Source organism: Pseudomonas sp. 7-41, from assembly GCF_021233075.1.
In the GTDB taxonomy this organism is placed as follows: Bacteria; Pseudomonadota; Gammaproteobacteria; order Pseudomonadales; family Pseudomonadaceae; genus Aquipseudomonas; species Aquipseudomonas veronii.
Genome location: NZ_CP089551.1, coordinates 4,542,393 through 4,559,737 on the forward strand (window position 1 = coordinate 4,542,393; position 17,345 = coordinate 4,559,737).

The window sequence follows — 17,345 nt, forward strand, 5'->3', positions numbered from 1 at the left end:
GGGCGGCAAAAACTACTACTTTAGTACTGGTTTTCCTGTCTATCGTCGCATTCCCAAGGGCTCGGGACTCACGTGTAATGGGCGCATAACGATAAGGATCGCCCTGCCATGCTGCCTGCCCGACTGCCCTTGTTGGCGCTGCTGTGCCTGTTTGCCGCCAACGTACAGGCCGATACCGCATTATTTTCCGCCGACGGCTATCGCATCAGCCTGTATCGCAGCCCCACGCCCGATCATGTGCAGGGCGCGACGATCATCGACACCCCTGCCCTGCAAGCCCTGCTGACCCAAACCCCAGCCCCGGTGCTGATCGATACGTATCGCCGCCAGTGGCTGCAAGGCCGCTTCATCGAAGACCAGCCCCACGCCAACCTGCCCGGCAGCCGTTGGCTGGCCAACACCGGCGACGGCGACCTCACGCCGGAGTGGCAAAGCTATTTCGTGCGCCACCTGTACACCTACAGCGGCGGCAACCTGGCACGACCATTGGTCTTCTATTGCCGCTCCGATTGCTGGCTGAGTTGGAACGCGGTAAAACGTGCGGCCAACCTGGGCTATACCTCTGTGTATTGGTATCGCGATGGCCTGGATGCCTGGGAAGCGGCGAAGCTGCCGGTGTCGGTGGCGCAACCCGAGCCATTTGAATAACCACAATAAGAAAGGTGAACGGCCATGTACAAAATCCTGATTGCCGATGATCACCCACTGTTTCGCGAAGCGATTCATAACGTCATCAGCGATGGTTTCCCCGGCAGCGAAGTGATGGAGACCGCCGACCTGGACAGCGCCCTGGCGCTGACCCAGGAACACGACGACCTCGATCTGATCCTGCTCGACCTGAACATGCCCGGCATGCACGGTCTCAATGGCCTGATCAACCTGCGCAACGAATCGCCGACCATCCCGGTGGTGATCGTGTCCGCCGAGCAAGACAAGCAAATCGTGCTGCAGGCCATCACCTATGGCGCCGTCGGTTTTATCACCAAGTCGTCGCCGCGCCAGCAAATGACCGAGGCGATCCAGCAGATTCTCAACGGCAATGTGTACCTGCCGCCGGACATCATCCGCACCCAGAAACCCGGCACCCACCGGCGCCTGAACGAAAACCCGGGCTTCGCTCCGGAATTGCTGCAGGCGTTGACCCGCAAGCAGTTGCTGGTGCTGGAGCGGATGACCAAGGGCGAGTCGAACAAGCAGATTGCCTACACCCTGGAGATCGCCGAGACCACGGTGAAGGCCCATGTGTCGGCGATTTTGCGCAAGTTGAATGTGCATAATCGGGTGCAGGCGATTTTGAGTGCAGGGGATATTGATTTTGGTTCTTATCTGCGTCGCTGATCTTTCGGAAACAACTTAGAACCCTTGTGGAAGGGGGCTTGTGTGGGAGGGGGCTTGCCCCCGATAGCGGTGGATCAGTTATAGGTGCAGTGACTGACAGTCAGCTATCGGGGGCAAGCCCCCTCCCACATTGGATCTCCATTTGATCTCTAGATCTCTGGATCTCTGGTTCTCTGGATCTCTGGATCTCTGTTTGATCGCTGTTTGAGGAGCGTTCGGTGGTCATTTGCCTAAGAGGTGGCTCATCGCGGTCTTGAGCTTCATCGGCCGCACCGGCTTGTGCATTAAGGTGTGTCCCAGTTCGCGGATCTGCAGCTTCAGTTCGTTGCTGTAATTGGCGGTGATCATCATGGCCGGGATCGGGCTGGCGCGCCGGGCGTTGATGCGTGCCACGGCGTCGACGCCGTTCTGCTCATCGTCCAGGTGGTAATCGGCGATCAGCAGGTCGGCCTCGGCGTGGTAGTTGTCCACCTGCCGCGCCAGGTCTTGTTCCGATAACGCGGTGACCACCCGGCAGCCCCACCCCTCCAGCAAGGTCCGCATTCCGGCGCAGATCGCTGCGTCGTTATCCAGCACCCACACCCGCGCGCCTTGCAGGCGCTCCAGCATCGGCTCGCTCATGGACGGCTGCGGCAGCGATTTGGGCGCGGTGGCGCTCAAGGGCACGTCCACCGCGAACATCGAGCCCTTGCCCGGCCACGACTTGACGGTGATGCGATGGCCGAGGATGCCGGCGATTTTTTCCACGATGGCCAGGCCCAGGCCCAACCCGCGATCCTGGTCGCGCCGCTGCACATCGCCGCGTTTGAACTCCTGGAAAATTTCCTCCAGGCGATCTTCGGCAATGCCCATGCCGCTGTCCCAGACCTGGATCGACAAGCGCTGGTGCTGGCGGCGGCAGCCCAGCACCACGCGCCCCGAGTAGGTGTAGCGAATCGCATTGCTCAGCAGGTTGCGCAGAATCCGCGCCAGCAGCTGGATATCGCTGCGCACCAGCGCCGAGCAGCCGACGAAGTGCAACTCCAGGCCTTCGCTGCGCGCCAGTTGGGTGAATTCGACGGCGAGGTTGTCGAGCAGCTCGCTGAGGGCGAACGGGGCGATATCGGCTTTGATCACCCCGGCATCCAGCTTGGAAATATCGACCAGGGTGCCCAACAGGTTTTCCACGTCTTCCAGCGAGTTGCTCACGTTGCGCACCAGGGTTTCATTGGCCTGGGGTTCGCGGCGTTCAAGCAAGGCGCCGGTGAACAGGCGCGCGGCGTTCAGCGGTTGCAACAGGTCGTGGCTGACGGCGGCGAGGAATTTGGTTTTCGACAGGTTGGCCTGCTCGGCTTCGAGCTTGGCTTCGCGCAGGCGCGATTCCACGCGGCGGCGTTCGTCGATTTCGCGCAGCAACTGGTCGTTCAGCGAGGTCAGTTCCGAGGTGCGCTGGGCGACGCGCAGCTCCAGGTTCTGATAGGCCTGGTGCAAGGCTTCGGCGGTGCGCCGGCGCTCGGTGATGTCGCGGATCAGCACAAAGATCCCCACCACTTCGCCACTGGCCAGGCGGTTGGGCACGTAGGAGCGCAGCATGTAGCGCTCCTGGTTGTTGATGTTGGTTTCGGCGAATTCGAAGGTCACGCTCTCCCCCGCCAGCGCCCGCGAGACGTAGGCATCCAGGCGCTGACAGTGTTGTTCGCTGTGGACTTCGCGCAGGCTCTGGCCGAGCATCATGCCCCGCGGCCAGCAGTACCATTCTTCATAGACCTTGTTGGTGAACTCATACACCAGGTCGGCATTCAGGTAGCCGATCAGCGCCGGCACATGGTCGGTGATCAGGCGAATCCAGCGCTCGCTCTCCTGCGCCTTTTGCGCCGCGGCCTGCTCGCGGCGCAGGGTTTCGGCGCGCAGGCGGGCGTTGATCAGCAAGTGGTTGCTGGCGCGCAGTTCGGCCATCGCCTGGTTCAGCGCGTCGGTGCGCTCGCGCACTTGTTCGGCGAGCACCACCGAGTGCTGGAACGTGGTGTAGGGGTCGTTGCCCTGGGTCACCCCGGACTCGATGCGCTCGATCAGCGCCGCGTTGATCCGCGTCAGCTTGTAGTTGTCCAGGCGTAGCCGCGCCAACTCGGCCAACAGTTCATTGCGATCCTGGGGCTCGCCCTCGGGCAATGGCGACGCCGGTGAAGGTCTGGTTGATATGCATGCCATTGAACTGTTCTCCGTAGGTGTTGAACCCCATCACCCGCTGGTCGCGCAGGAAGCCGCCGATCTGCTCCAGGGTGCCGCTGTCTTCCAGCTCCAGGCGGCGCAGGAAGCAGTCGCAGCCAATGGTCAGCAGCAGCTCGCCGAGGCGCGATTGCAGGCCGTCGAACAGGGTTACCAGGTTCGGCAGGATCGGCCCGGGTGTCATCACCGTGAGGACGATGCCGTTTTCCACGGCGCAGTAGAAACTCAGGCTCAGGTCGTCATGCACCTGCTGGATCGCCCTGACGTAGTACTGGTCGTGGATACGTACCGCCAGCGGGTGCGCGGCGAAGATGCGGTGGTCGAGGTCGGCAACGGCCACGCCGATGTGCCGCGCGTACTCCTCCGCGGCGGGCTCGGCGTTGAGCTCGAACACCCGCCGCGACGGGCTGTCGGCGCCGGTCACCACGAGTTTTTCCGCACGCGGCAGAATGTGGTGGGTGGTGAACACCTCGAAGTCCAGCCAGGTATTGACCAGCACCACCACGGCCGCGCCGCTGTGGAACGCGCCGTTGAAATACACGTGGGTGTGCGTGAGGTAGTTGTCGTCGCCGGCCGAACCGCCGAAATGCGGGATATCGCCGAGCGCCGCGCTGAGGGCCGCGAGCACCATTTCTTCACGGCTGGACAGCCCGTCGAGCAAGGTCAGGGCGAAAGTGTTGCCCTTGATCGGCGCCAGGGTGTTGCTGCGACAGCCGCCCACCAGACGTTCAACCATGTGCTGGGCGTCGATCAGGCTGAAGTGTTCCACCTGGTCGATCAGTTCGGTGGCAATCGAAAAATGCGCGTGGTTAAAGCCCATCGCCGTCACGCAATTGCGCCCGTAGCCTTGGGGTGTGATCTCGCCGGCGCTGGTGCAACCGACGAGGCGCACATTGCCGAAACAACGTTGCAGGGCTTGGCCGAGCGCCTGCAGGTCGTAGGAAGCCGAGCAGAAAAACAGCACGAAGCCCAGGTACGGATGCAGCAGTTGCTCGGCCAATTCTTCGGCGGCCTGCCCGGCATCGGTGGCCAGAGACATGGCACTGACTACGCCTTCATGGTTGTGCATCGTCGACTCTCCGCTCTGAGGCATGAGTGTACGAAGGCTGGGGGGGCGGAACCTATGCTACTTGGGTACTGGGTGGGGGGATGCGATGGGATGAGACGCCCAGGATGCAGGTAATCAAATGTGGGAGGGAGCTTGCTCCCGATGGTGGTGGATCAGCTACAAATGAGCCAACTGAACCACCGCTATCGGGGGCAAGCCCCCTCCCACATTTTGACCGCGTACCACTTAAAGACCAGGGCAGTCAGGTCTTACCAGGTGAGCACGGCACCGACGGCGAAGGTGTCGGTGTCTTCATTTTGTGCGCTGGTGTCATGCCCCTTGATCTGGAACTGGTTGTATTCAGCGACCAGCTTCAGGTTGTCGTTCACGTCGTGAAACAGCGCAATGCCACGGGTGTCATAGTCGGCGCCGCTGCCCACCACGCCGTTGCCGTCGTCCTTGGTCTTGCCATACGACAGCGCCAGGCGGTTCTTGCCCAGCTTGTAGGAGCCTTGCAGCAGGTAGCCGTTGCTGTCGACATTGCGCAGGGTCGCTTCGCCGGCATTGTTGGTGAAGAACGGGTTGATGCCCTTGGCCTGGAAGCCCGAGCCGGTCAGGGACAGGCCGCCCATTTTCGCCTGTACGCCGTAGCCCACGCCTTTGGAGGTGACGCTGTCGACATTGGAATCGGTGTTGTCCGAGGTCTGGTAGCTGCCGTTGAGCCAGCTGTAGATCTTCGCCCCGCCCAGGTCGAACTGGTAGGTGATCTCGCTCTCGGTACGCGGGTTTTTCTGGTAGGCCTTGCCTTGGGGGCTGCTGTCGTTGGTATCGACCGGGTCGAGGATGCCGACGGCAACACGCAGGCCGTCCATCACCGGGGTGCGGTAGGTGATCTGCGAGGTCGGGAACGGGTATGGATAGCCGCTGCCGATATTGCCGAACGAAACCCCGCCGCCGTCGACCAGGCCGAGGCTGTCGCTGACCTGGCCGTAGCCCGCGAGCAATTCGTCGAGCAGGATGTTGGAGCGGGCGAACAGGCCGAAGTCCTTGCCGATCAGCACTTCGCCCCACTCCGGGTTGGCCACTGTGCCGTAGAACTGGCGCACATCGATGGCGGTGTCGGTGCCGTTGGTCTGGCTGTCGTTGATGGTCACCCAGAACGAGGCACGGGCGCCGAGCTTGAGGTCGTCGGCCTGCTTGGTCATGTTGAAGCCCAGGTAGTTGGGCAAAAAGCCCATCTTCACCCGAGCCTGGCGGCGGTCGTATTGGTCACCGGCGCGGTCTACGTTGCTGTTGACGTAGAAGGCGTTGATGTAGCCATCGGTGGAGAAGGTGGTTTCGTCTTTGTCGTACAGCATGATTTCAGCGCTGGCGAACGGGCTCAGGCCCAGGCCGACGAGAAACACAGGCAACAGACGCAGGGGGAGTTTCTTATTGTTATGCATGGTGCGCTCCGCAACGGGGACATGATGTCGGAGGCGATTATCGAAAGCTGCCAGGCCACGGCCTACGCTGCCTTGGCGCCAATTTCAGGGTGCTTTGGACGGGCAGCGGGGGCTCGGCAAATTCGGTGTAAGACCGGCCCGTTCACAGACGCGGCACTTAGGGTGTAAGACCGACCCTGAACAACATGCCGAAAGACCGCGTCATGTCCTGTTACAGGTCGACACTTTGCCTCGCAGCGTTTTTTTCCCTTAATCTGCCAAGCCCATGTGGGACACATCGCGAATGTAACCCGCAGCCCGCCACCAAGGACCGCCGCCCATGCCCGCGTTGATTCAGGCTTTTCTGGACGAGGCATCGTCGACCTACACCTATGTGGTGCATGAGGCCGACGATGGCCCCTGCGCCATCGTCGACTCGGTGCTCAATTACGACCCGGCCTCCGGGCGCACCGACACACGCCAGGCCGACAAGGTGATTGCCTACGTGCGCGAACATCGCTTGCAGGTGCAATGGCTGCTGGAAACCCACGCCCATGCCGACCATCTGTCCGCCGCGCCTTACCTGCGCCGGACGTTGGGCGGCAAGATCGCCATTGGCCAGGCCATCAGCAAAGTGCAGCACGTGTTCAAGCACCTGTTCAACCTGGAGCCGGAATTTCGCGTCGACGGTTCGCAGTTCGACCACCTGTTCGCCCCGGATGAAATCTTCCCTATCGGCAACTTGAAGGCCCAGGCCTTGCACGTGCCCGGCCACACCCCGGCGGACATGGCCTACCTGATCGACGATCAACTGATCCTGGTCGGCGACACCCTGTTCATGCCCGACGTCGGCACCGCCCGCTGCGACTTCCCCGGTGGCGATGCACACCAGCTGTATGCGTCGATGCACAAGCTCCTGGCCTTCCCGCCGCAGACCCGACTGTACGTATGCCACGACTACCCGCCACAGGGCCGTGAGGCCCGGTGCCAGACCACCGTGGCCGAGCAGCGCGCGGGCAATATCCATGTGCATGACGGGGTGGATGAAGCGGCGTTTGTGCAGATGCGGACCCAGCGCGATGCCGGGCTGGGGATGCCGACACTGCTGCTGCCGGCGATCCAGGTGAATGTGCGGGCGGGGAATCTGCCGCCGCCCGAAGAGAATGGGGTGGTGTACCTGAAGATCCCGCTCAATCAGCTCTGAACGCGCTCAACCGGCCACCTGCGTCGCGGGTTCACGCGATGGAGAACTGAGCCACAATCTGCTTGAGATCCATCGCCAGCTTCGACAGTTCGTGGCTGGCAATCGACGTTTGCCCGGCGGCCGACGAACTCTGGATCGACAGGTCGCGAATGCTGATCAGGTTCTGGTCGACGGAGCGCGCCACATGCGCCTGTTCTTCGGAGGCCGTCGCGATCAACTGGTTCCGGTCGTTGATGTCGGCAATCGCTTCGGTGATCTGGGTGATGGCCTGGCCTGCTTCGTGGGCGATTTTCAGCGAGTCCACCGCTTCGCTGCGGTTCATGGTCATCGACGACACCGCCTCGTTGGAACAGACCTGGATCTTCGCGATCATCTGCTCGATTTCCTGGGTCGAGGTCTGGGTCCGGTGAGCCAGCGCCCGCACTTCATCGGCCACCACCGCAAACCCTCGGCCTTGCTCGCCGGCCCGCGCCGCTTCGATGGCGGCGTTCAGCGCCAGCAGGTTGGTCTGTTCGGCAATCGAGCGGATCACTTCCACCACCCGTGCGATGTCCTGGGCCTGCTTGGCCAGGCCTTCGACTTCCATACCGGTCTGCTGCACGGTGGCGCTGAGTTTTTCAATCGACGCGATGGTCTGGGTCACACGCTCCTGGCCGATTTGGGCCGAGCGTTGGGAGTCCTGGGTCGACTGGGAGGCCGAGACGGCATTGCGCGCGACTTCTTCCACCGCCGCAGTCATCTCATTGACCGCCGTGGCGGCCTGGTCGGTTTCCATGCTCTGGCGCTCGATACCGGCGCTGGACTCACGGGTAATCGAACTCATCTCTTCGGCAGCCGAGGCCAACTGCCCGGAGGCTTCGGAGATGTGCTGCAAAGTGGTTTTGAGGTTCATCTGCATCGCGGCAGTCGATTGTTGCAGCTCCGTCAGCTCATCCTTGCCGTTGACGGCGATGGCCACGCGCAGATCACCGTCGGCGATCTTGGAGGTCGACACCAGCAACTCACGCACTGGGGTAATGATACTGCGGGTAAACAGGCTCGCGACGACCACGGTCAACAGCACTGAAGCGCCCATCAGCACCCAGGTAAACAGACGAGTCGCGTTGTATTCGCTGGAGGCGATCCGCACCGCCTCATTGGAGCCGCGCCCGTTCAGGGTGATCAGGTCGTTGATCGAGTCCTGCGCCTTGAGGGCGACGGGGGCTTGCACGTCGCTCAGATAAGCGGCGATCTGCGCGGAGGAGCCTGTGGTAGAGAGTGTCAGAAACTCGTCGATCTTCTGGTTGTAAGTGCCAATACTGCTCATGACTTCGTCATATTTGGCCTGCTCCTCGGGGCTCGACACCATGGGAGCGTAGCTCTGGGCGATCTTCATCAACTCCGATCGGATACTTTGAAGGCTATCCCGTGAACTTTGATCCTGCCGGGCACTGTCCATGGCAAAACGGCGCAACTCCAGACGCAACTTAAACAGGGCTGAATCGATTCTTCCGGCCAGGCGAATACTGGGCAGCCAGTTGCTTTCAATCTCGATGGTTGAAGAATAGACGGAATCGACTTTTACCAGCGTCATGCCCCCTTGTATTAACAGCAGAATGCAAACCACTCCGAAACAAAGGGTGGTACGTAGATTCAATTTCAGGGATCTCATAGACATCTCGATTCACCTTTTACGTGGACTTGTTAGTTAGGTGGCTTATAGCAACTAATTTGTTTAATAACGCGTGAAAAATTCGTGAGCGATCAAGGAAATTTTTATGATGCAAGAAAAAAACCCCGTTCTTTTTAATTACTTAGCTAAACAACAAAACTCATCCAGCCTGAAGCCCAAAGCGCGTTGGAAGTCAATCGGCCCAGGCGGCAATATTTAGAATACGAAGTTAGATTAAAGTCGTAGGGTACACGGCACCTTGGCGGCTGATTCTCCATGACTTGTCCGGCCACTTGAATGGGGAACGTAGCCGATACAATAGAGCGCTCAGGTAAAACATACATTGACAGGTGTCAATACTAAAAAGCGCGCGCGCCAATAAAGAGCAATGCATGAGTTGCGTTGCGCCGCGAACCTTGTCTCAGACCATCAATCCATCCGGCGGCAGTGGCAACGCGGTCTTATAGCGCACTTGTTTAAGAGCGAAGCTGGAGCGGATATTGGCAACACCTGGCACTTTGGTCAGAAAGTCCATCATGAAACGCTCCAGCGACTGGATCGTCGGCACCAACACACGGATCAAATAGTCCGGGTCGCCGGCCATCAAGTAGCACTCCATCACCTCGGGCCGGTCGGAAATCGCCCCTTCGAATTGCTGCAAGGCCAGTTCGTTCTGCTTTTCCAGGCTGACATGGATAAACACGTTGACGTGCAGCCCCAGCAGGTCGGCATCGAGCAAGGTTACCTGGTCGCGAATCAGGCCCAGTTCCTCCATCGCCTTGACCCGATTGAAACACGGCGTAGGCGACAGGTTGACCGAGCGGGCGAGGTCGGCGTTGGTGATGCGCGCATTCTCCTGCAGGGCGTTGAGAATGCCGATATCGGTACGGTCCAGTTTGCGCATGAGACAAAATCACCTGTTTATTATGTTTATGCAGTTTTTTTATCCGCAAATGAGCCCGAGCGCAACGAAACACAGATAAATATTCTTCTACGCCCCGCCTATGATTGTTGTAGGACAAGATTTCTCCTACCCGGAGGATGACGGTCAGCTAGCGCGCCCACTACAAGAAATTCACAAGATCGAGCGTAGAAAGCCATGAACCAGCCGTATGCACCGCTGCGCCTGCACGTTCCCGAACCCTCGGGCCGCCCAGGCTGCAAGACTGACTTTACCTACCTGCGTCTGACCGACGCCGGCCTGGTGCGCAAACCCAGCATCGACGTAGAACCCGCCGACACCGCCGATTTGGCCAAGGGCCTGATCCGCGTGCTCGACGACCAGGGCCAGGCCCTCGGTCCGTGGGCTGAAGACGTGCCTGTCGAGATCCTGCGCCGGGGCATGCGCGCCATGCTCAAGACGCGCATCTTCGACAACCGCATGGTGGTCGCCCAGCGTCAGAAGAAAATGTCGTTCTACATGCAGAGCCTCGGCGAAGAAGCCATCGGCAGCGCCCAGGCCCTGGCCTTGAACATCGACGACATGTGCTTCCCCACCTATCGCCAGCAAAGCATCCTGATGGCCCGCGACGTGCCGCTGGTGGACCTGATCTGCCAACTGCTGTCGAACGAGCACGACCCGCTCAAGGGCCGGCAGTTGCCGATCATGTATTCGGTGAAAGACGCCGGTTTCTTCACCATTTCCGGCAACCTTGCTACCCAATTCGTACAAGGTGTGGGCTGGGGCATGGCTTCGGCGATCAAGGGCGATACCAAGATCGCCTCGGCCTGGATCGGCGACGGCGCCACTGCCGAATCGGACTTCCACACCGCCCTCACCTTCGCCCACGTCTATCGCGCGCCGGTGATTCTCAACGTGGTCAACAACCAGTGGGCAATCTCCACCTTCCAGGCCATCGCTGGCGGTGAAGCCACCACCTTCGCCGGACGCGGCGTCGGTTGCGGCATCGCCTCGCTGCGCGTGGACGGCAACGACTTCATCGCGGTGTACGCCGCTTCCGCCTGGGCCGCCGAACGCGCGCGCCGCAACCTCGGCCCGACCCTGATCGAATGGGTCACCTACCGCGCCGGCCCGCACTCCACGTCGGATGATCCGTCCAAGTACCGCCCCGCCGACGACTGGAGCCACTTCCCCCTGGGCGACCCGATTGCGCGCCTCAAGCAGCACCTGATCAAGATCGGCCAGTGGTCCGAAGAGGAACACGCGACGGTCAGTGCCGAACTGGAGGCCGAAGTGGTCAAGGCGCAGAAAGCAGCCGAACAGTACGGCACCCTCGCCGGCGGCCAGATTCCAAGCGCCGCGACCATGTTCGAAGACGTCTACAAAGAGATGCCGGAGCACTTGAAGCGCCAGCGTCAAGAGTTGGGGGTCTGACATGAACGATCACAACAACAGCATCGAATTGGAAACCGCCATGACCACCACCACCATGACCATGATCCAGGCCCTGCGCTCGGCCATGGACGTGATGCTTGAGCGTGACGACAACGTGGTGGTATTCGGCCAGGACGTCGGCTATTTCGGCGGCGTATTCCGTTGCACCGAAGGCTTGCAGAACAAGTACGGCAGTTCGCGGGTGTTTGACGCGCCGATCTCCGAAAGCGGCATCGTCGGCGTGGCGGTGGGCATGGGCGCCTACGGCCTGCGCCCGGTGGCGGAAATCCAGTTCGCCGACTACGTCTACCCAGCCAGCGACCAGATCATCTCCGAAGCGGCACGCCTGCGTTATCGCTCGGCCGGCCAGTTCACCGCGCCGTTGACCCTGCGCATGCCCTGCGGCGGCGGCATCTACGGCGGCCAGACCCACAGCCAGAGTATCGAAGCGGTGTTCACCCAGGTCTGCGGCCTGCGCACGGTGATGCCGTCCAACCCCTATGACGCCAAGGGCCTGTTGATCGCCTCGATCGAAAACGACGACCCGGTGATCTTCCTCGAACCCAAGCGCCTGTACAACGGCCCGTTCGACGGCCACCACGACCGCCCGGTAACGCCGTGGTCGAAACACCCGCAGGCGCAAGTGCCGGACGGTTACTACAGCGTGCCGCTGGACGTGGCCGCGATCGTGCGTCCGGGTTCGGCCGTCACCGTGCTGACCTACGGCACCACCGTGTACGTGTCGCAAGTCGCCGCCGAAGAAACCGGTATCGACGCCGAGGTCATCGACCTGCGCAGCCTGTGGCCGCTGGACCTGGAAACCATCGTCAACTCGGTGAAAAAGACCGGCCGTTGCGTGGTGGTGCATGAAGCCACCCGCACCTGCGGCTTTGGCGCCGAGCTGGTGGCGCTGGTGCAGGAACATTGCTTCCACCACCTGGAAGCGCCGATCGAACGCGTCACCGGTTGGGACACCCCCTACCCGCACGCGCAGGAATGGGCGTATTTCCCAGGGCCGTCCCGTGTGGGCGCGGCGTTGAAACGGGTCATGGAGGTCTGAATGGGCACGCACGTTATCAAGATGCCGGACATTGGCGAAGGCATCGCAGAAGTTGAACTCTCGGCCTGGCATGTGAAGGTCGGCGACCTGGTCGTCGAAGACCAGGTGCTGGCGGATGTGATGACCGACAAGGCGATGGTGGACATTCCCTCGCCGGTCCACGGCAAGGTACTTGCCCTCGGCGGCGAGCCGGGTGAAGTCATGGCCGTGGGCAGTGTGCTGATCAGCATCGAAGTGGAAGGCGCGGGCAATACCAAAGACGTGCCGATGACGGCTGAACCGGCCAAGGCGGCGCCTGCGCCGGTAGCGCAAAGCAAGCCGGCCCCAGCGGTAGAAAGCACACTGGCACTCAAACCGTCCGTCGCGCCCCAGGCCCCCGTGGCCCGCGATGCCAAAGAGCGTCCGCTGGCCTCCCCCGCCGTGCGCAAGCATGCGCTGGATGCAGGCATTCCCCTGCGCCTGGTGCAGGGGTCCGGTCCGGCGGGCCGGATTCTGCACGAAGATTTGGACGCTTACTTGCTCCAGAGTCCGGCGAAAAAAACTACGGCCGCCAATCCCTACGCCGAACGCAACGACGAAGAACAGATCCCGGTGATCGGCATGCGCCGCAAAATCGCCCAGCGCATGCAGGACGCCACCCGGCGCGCCGCGCATTTCAGCTATGTGGAAGAGATCGACGTCACCGCCCTCGACGAACTGCGCGTACACCTCAATGAAAAACACGGTGCGACACGCGGCAAGCTGACGCTGCTGCCGTTCATCGTGCGCGCCATGGTCGTGGCGTTACGCGATTTCCCACAGATCAACGCACGTTACGACGACGAAGCCCAGGTCATCACCCGCCTCGGTGCGGTGCATGTGGGCGTCGCCACCCAGAGCGATGTGGGCCTGATGGTGCCGGTGGTGCGCCACGCCGAAGCGCGCAGCCTGTGGGGCAATGCCGAGGAAATCGCGCGTTTGGCCAACGCCGCGCGCACTGGCAAGGCCAACCGCGACGAACTGTCGGGGTCGACCATCACCCTGACCAGCCTCGGCGCCTTGGGCGGCATCGTCAGCACGCCGGTGCTGAACCTGCCGGAAGTGGCCATCGTCGGCGTCAACCGCATCGTCGAGCGGCCGATGGTGATCAAGGGCCAGATCGTGATCCGCAAGATGATGAACCTCTCCAGCTCGTTCGATCACCGCGTGGTCGACGGCATGGACGCGGCGCAATTCATCCAGGCCATTCGCGGCCTGCTCGAACAACCCGCCAGCCTGTTCCTGGAGTAAGGGCATGACTCAGACATTGCACACCACCCTGCTGATCATTGGCGGCGGCCCTGGCGGTTATGTAGCGGCGATCCGCGCCGGCCAGCTGGGCATCCCGACCATCCTCGTGGAAGGCCAGGCGCTGGGCGGCACCTGCCTGAATATCGGCTGCATCCCGTCCAAGGCCTTGATCCACGTGGCCGAACAGTTCCAGCAGACCGTACACCACAGCCAGGGCTCCCAACTGGGCATCGAAGTGGATGTGCCGACCCTGGACATCCGCAAAAGCGTGGCTTGGAAAGACGCCATCGTCGACCGCCTGACCAGCGGGGTTGCCGCGCTGCTGAAGAAACACAAGGTGCAGGTCATCCACGGGTGGGCCAAGGTGGTGGACGGCAAGACCGTCGACGTCGACGGCCAGCGTATCCAGTGCGAACACCTGCTGCTGGCCACCGGCTCGAAAAGCGTCAACCTGCCGATGCTGCCGATCGGCGGGCCGATCATCTCGTCCACCGAAGCCCTGGCGCCGACCCGCGTGCCCAAGCGCCTGATTGTGGTGGGTGGCGGTTATATCGGCCTGGAACTGGGGATTGCCTACCGCAAGCTGGGCGCCGAAGTCAGCGTGGTCGAAGCGCAGGAGCGTATCCTGCCGGCCTACGACGCCGAGCTGACCCAGCCGGTGGCCGAGTCGCTCAAGCAATTGGGTGTGAAGCTGTACCTCAAGCACAGCGTCACCGGCTTTGAGCACAACCGCCTGCAAGTGCGCGACCCGAAGGGCGACACCGTGTCGCTGGAGACCGATCAGGTGCTGGTCGCCGTCGGTCGCACCCCCAACACCCGGGGCTGGAACCTCGAAGCGCTGGACCTGGAGATGCACGGCGCGGCGGTCAGGATCGACCACCGCTGCCAGACCAGCATGCGCAATGTGTGGGCCATCGGCGACCTCAGCGGCGAGCCGATGCTCGCGCACCGGGCCATGGCCCAGGGCGAAATGGTCGCCGAACTGATCAGCGGTCAACACCGCGAATTCAACCCGGCGGCGATCCCGGCCGTGTGCTTTACCGACCCGGAGTTGGTGGTGGTCGGCAAGTCGCCCGACGAGGCCAAGGCGGCGGGGCTGGACTGCATCGTGTCGAGCTTCCCGTTCGCGGCCAATGGCCGGGCCATGACCCTGGAGTCGAAAAGCGGCTTCGTGCGGGTGGTGGCGCGGCGTGACAATCATCTGATTGTCGGCTGGCAGGCGGTTGGCGTCGGCGTGTCCGAGCTGTCCACCGCCTTTGGGCTGAGCCTGGAAATGGGCGCGCGCCTGGAAGACGTGGCCGGCACCATCCACGCCCACCCGACCCTAGGCGAAGCCGTCCAGGAAGCCGCCCTACGAGCGCTGGGCCACCCCCTCCACCTGTAAAAAACGCCCCGCGGGCTTTTGTGGGAGGGGGCTTGCCCCCGATAGCGGTGGCCAGTCAACGCATGTGCCGACTGGCGCGCCCTCATCGGGGGCAAGCCCCCTCCCACAAAAGCCCGCTCCCACATGAAGCAAGAATGCAGTATTGTTGCGCCCATTCAGAAAAAAACCGACTTGACCAGAGATAGAGGGTGTCATGGGTAACGAAAGCATCAATTGGGACAAGCTGGGTTTTGACTACATCAAGACCGACAAGCGGTTTATCCAGACCTGGAAAAACGGCGAGTGGCAAGCGGGCACCCTGACCGAAGACAACGTGCTGCACATCAGCGAGGGCTCCACCGCCCTGCACTACGGCCAACAGTGCTTTGAAGGCCTCAAGGCCTATCGCTGCAAGGACGGCTCGATCAACCTGTTCCGCCCGGACCAGAACGCCGCGCGCATGCAGCGCAGTTGCGGTCGCCTGTTGATGCCGCAAGTGCCGACCGAAGCCTTCATCGACGCCTGCAAGCAAGTGGTTCGTGCCAACGAGCGGTTCATCCCGCCGTATGGCAGCGGCGGCGCGCTGTACCTGCGCCCGTTCGTGATCGGCACCGGTGACAACATCGGCGTGCGTACCGCGCCGGAGTTCATCTTCTCGGTGTTCGCGATCCCGGTCGGCGCCTACTTCAAGGGCGGCCTGGTGCCGCACAACTTCCAGATCTCCGGCTACGACCGCGCCGCGCCACACGGTACCGGCGCCGCCAAGGTCGGTGGCAACTACGCCGCCAGCCTGCTGCCAGGTTCCGAAGCGAAAAAAGCCGGCTTCGCCGACAGCATCTACCTGGACCCAGCCACGCACTCGAAGATCGAGGAAGTCGGTTCGGCCAACTTCTTTGGGATCACCCGAGACAACAAGTTCATCACGCCGAAGTCGCCTTCGGTACTGCCAGGCATCACCCGCATGTCGCTGATCGAACTGGCCAAGACCCGCCTGGGCCTGGAAGTGGTCGAAGGCGAAGTGTTCATCGACCAACTGGATATCTTCCAGGAAGCCGGTGCCTGCGGGACGGCTGCCGTGATCTCGCCGATCGGCGGCATCGAGTACCAGGGCAAACTGCACGTGTTCTACAGCGAGACCGAAGTCGGCCCGATCACCCAGAAGCTCTATAAAGAGCTGACCGGCGTGCAATCCGGCGACGTCGAAGCGCCAGAAGGCTGGATCGTCAAGGTCTAACCCCGCCACACCGCAAAACCCTGTAGGAGGGGGCTTGCCCCCGATAGCGGAGTGTCAGTCACTGGAGGTATCGACTGACCCACCGTCATCGGGGGCAAGCCCCCTCCCACATTTGATCTGCGATCATTCTCAGGATTGAGTCGGAATATTTTCCACCATCTTCTTGCCCATGCTGATCCTCGGCTCCACCCCGTACCCCAACGCCTCGTAGAACCCCACCACCGTGTCATTGCCGCCGGTGATCTGCAGGTTGATCTTCATACACCCCAAGGCGCTCAAGGCCTGCTCCGCATGCCGCACCAGCGACGCACCCAGCCCTTGCCGGCGATAGTCGGCGCGCACCGCCACCGAATACAACCAACCACGATGCCCGTCGTACCCCGCCAGAACAGTACCGATCACGACGTTCTTATCCGTCGCCACAAAGAACAGCCCGTCATTGACCGCCAGCTTCTTATCGATCGCCAGGGTCGGCAGGTTGTGCGCGGTGTCATAACCAAAAGCGTCCTGCCACAACGTAACCACCTGCGCCCGGTGCAGACGGTCGCGGTAGACGCCGATAGGGTGACGCGACGACAGCGCTTTCTCCATCACCAACGTGCGCTCGTTGCCATGGTAGACGTCGCGCACGGTGTGAAAGCCCAGTTTGGTATAGAACGACTCGGCGCTCAGCGAAGACGGCACGTTCAACACCGTCACCCCGGCCTCACGGGCGCGCAATTCGATTTCGATCATCAGCAGCCGACCGATGCCCTGCCCTTGCAGCGCCGGGTTGACGAACACCGAGCGCACCACATTACCGTCAAGGGAAGCGGTGGCGACGATCACTTCGTCCTGAACCGCCACCAGCACCGACCGACGCCGGAGCAGTTCGAGCACCGCATCGGGTGTGAAGTTGCCCGCCACCCGGGCGATCACATCCGCCGGATAGTCACGCGCATTGCTGCTGTGCAAGGCGGCGAGGATGACCCGGCTGATCCCATCTGCATCGGCGGCCTGGGCAATACGAACGGCGATAGACATGCACTCTCCTTCCTGACTCGGATACCACAACCACCTCCATACTAATGTGGGAGCTGGCTTGCCTGCGATAGCGCTCCGTCAGCCAACCTATCCGCCACCGCTTGATCGCATTCCAGCCCGCACAGCCGATTCGGCTGCCACACCCCACTTTTCAGCTTTCCCGGCTGAGCGCCGCCTCGGTTTCAGCCGGG

Annotated in this window: 14 protein-coding genes; 8 read left to right on the top strand and 6 right to left on the bottom strand. The window is 61.9% G+C overall.

The window, feature by feature from the left end; translation table 11 throughout:
* Positions 1-108: 108 nt before the first annotated feature.
* On the top strand, positions 109-648 hold the full coding sequence (locus LQ249_RS20390; RefSeq protein WP_046382809.1) for a PQQ-dependent catabolism-associated CXXCW motif protein: 540 nt from the start codon (positions 109-111) through the stop codon (positions 646-648).
* Between the two features lie 24 nt (positions 649-672).
* Entirely contained in the window at positions 673-1,338 is a 666-nt protein-coding gene (locus LQ249_RS20395; protein WP_017847492.1) for a response regulator transcription factor, read from the top strand.
* A 222-nt stretch (positions 1,339-1,560) separates the two neighbouring features.
* Here the strand turns inward: LQ249_RS20395 and LQ249_RS20400 are convergent, their stop codons facing one another.
* From LQ249_RS20400 to LQ249_RS20410, 3 genes are all read right to left on the bottom strand, one after another.
* A complete protein-coding gene (locus tag LQ249_RS20400) occupies positions 1,561-3,525 on the bottom strand; it encodes a PAS domain-containing hybrid sensor histidine kinase/response regulator (protein ID WP_079444258.1) in 1,965 nt (654 codons plus the stop codon).
* Positions 3,455-4,612, bottom strand: a complete 1,158-nt coding sequence (gene nosP, locus LQ249_RS20405; RefSeq protein WP_102618595.1) for a nitric oxide-sensing protein NosP — start codon at positions 4,610-4,612, stop codon at positions 3,455-3,457. Before nosP ends, LQ249_RS20400 begins: the two co-directional genes overlap by 71 nt.
* A gap of 248 nt (positions 4,613-4,860) precedes the next feature.
* Positions 4,861-6,036 carry a porin gene (locus LQ249_RS20410; protein WP_017847495.1) on the bottom strand — a complete coding sequence of 392 codons (1,176 nt, stop codon included), beginning with the start codon at positions 6,034-6,036 and terminating at the stop codon, positions 4,861-4,863.
* Positions 6,037-6,355: 319 nt separating this feature from the next.
* On the opposite strand from LQ249_RS20410, the gene LQ249_RS20415 reads away from it, so the two are divergent.
* Positions 6,356-7,219: an MBL fold metallo-hydrolase gene (locus LQ249_RS20415; RefSeq protein WP_232565850.1), complete on the top strand. Its 864-nt coding sequence runs from the start codon at positions 6,356-6,358 to the stop codon at positions 7,217-7,219.
* A gap of 31 nt (positions 7,220-7,250) precedes the next feature.
* Here the strand turns inward: LQ249_RS20415 and LQ249_RS20420 are convergent, their stop codons facing one another.
* Together LQ249_RS20420 and LQ249_RS20425 are read right to left on the bottom strand one after the other, a co-directional pair.
* Positions 7,251-8,876, bottom strand: a complete 1,626-nt coding sequence (locus LQ249_RS20420; protein WP_126585770.1) for a methyl-accepting chemotaxis protein — start codon at positions 8,874-8,876, stop codon at positions 7,251-7,253.
* A 415-nt stretch (positions 8,877-9,291) separates the two neighbouring features.
* A complete protein-coding gene (locus LQ249_RS20425) occupies positions 9,292-9,774 on the bottom strand; it encodes an Lrp/AsnC family transcriptional regulator (RefSeq protein ID WP_017847498.1) in 483 nt (160 codons plus the stop codon).
* Between the two features lie 195 nt (positions 9,775-9,969).
* On the opposite strand from LQ249_RS20425, the gene LQ249_RS20430 reads away from it, so the two are divergent.
* From LQ249_RS20430 to LQ249_RS20450, 5 genes are all read left to right on the top strand, one after another.
* Positions 9,970-11,205: a 3-methyl-2-oxobutanoate dehydrogenase (2-methylpropanoyl-transferring) subunit alpha gene (locus tag LQ249_RS20430; RefSeq protein WP_126589067.1), complete on the top strand. Its 1,236-nt coding sequence runs from the start codon at positions 9,970-9,972 to the stop codon at positions 11,203-11,205.
* A gap of 1 nt (position 11,206) precedes the next feature.
* Positions 11,207-12,265 (top strand): alpha-ketoacid dehydrogenase subunit beta, encoded by a 1,059-nt coding sequence (locus tag LQ249_RS20435; RefSeq protein WP_017847500.1) that lies wholly within the window; start codon positions 11,207-11,209, stop codon positions 12,263-12,265.
* Positions 12,266-13,534, top strand: coding sequence for a dihydrolipoamide acetyltransferase family protein (locus LQ249_RS20440; RefSeq protein ID WP_232565851.1), 1,269 nt, complete (start codon positions 12,266-12,268; stop codon positions 13,532-13,534). It begins immediately after the preceding gene.
* Positions 13,535-13,538: 4 nt separating this feature from the next.
* Positions 13,539-14,918, top strand: coding sequence for a dihydrolipoyl dehydrogenase (lpdA, locus tag LQ249_RS20445; protein WP_104902826.1), 1,380 nt, complete (start codon positions 13,539-13,541; stop codon positions 14,916-14,918).
* A 193-nt stretch (positions 14,919-15,111) separates the two neighbouring features.
* Complete coding sequence (locus LQ249_RS20450) at positions 15,112-16,131, top strand: branched-chain amino acid aminotransferase (RefSeq protein WP_017847503.1); 1,020 nt, start codon at positions 15,112-15,114, stop codon at positions 16,129-16,131.
* 129 nt (positions 16,132-16,260) lie between these two features.
* Here the strand turns inward: LQ249_RS20450 and LQ249_RS20455 are convergent, their stop codons facing one another.
* Positions 16,261-17,154 carry a GNAT family acetyltransferase gene (locus LQ249_RS20455; RefSeq protein WP_017847504.1) on the bottom strand — a complete coding sequence of 298 codons (894 nt, stop codon included), beginning with the start codon at positions 17,152-17,154 and terminating at the stop codon, positions 16,261-16,263.
* Positions 17,155-17,345 lie beyond the last annotated feature (191 nt).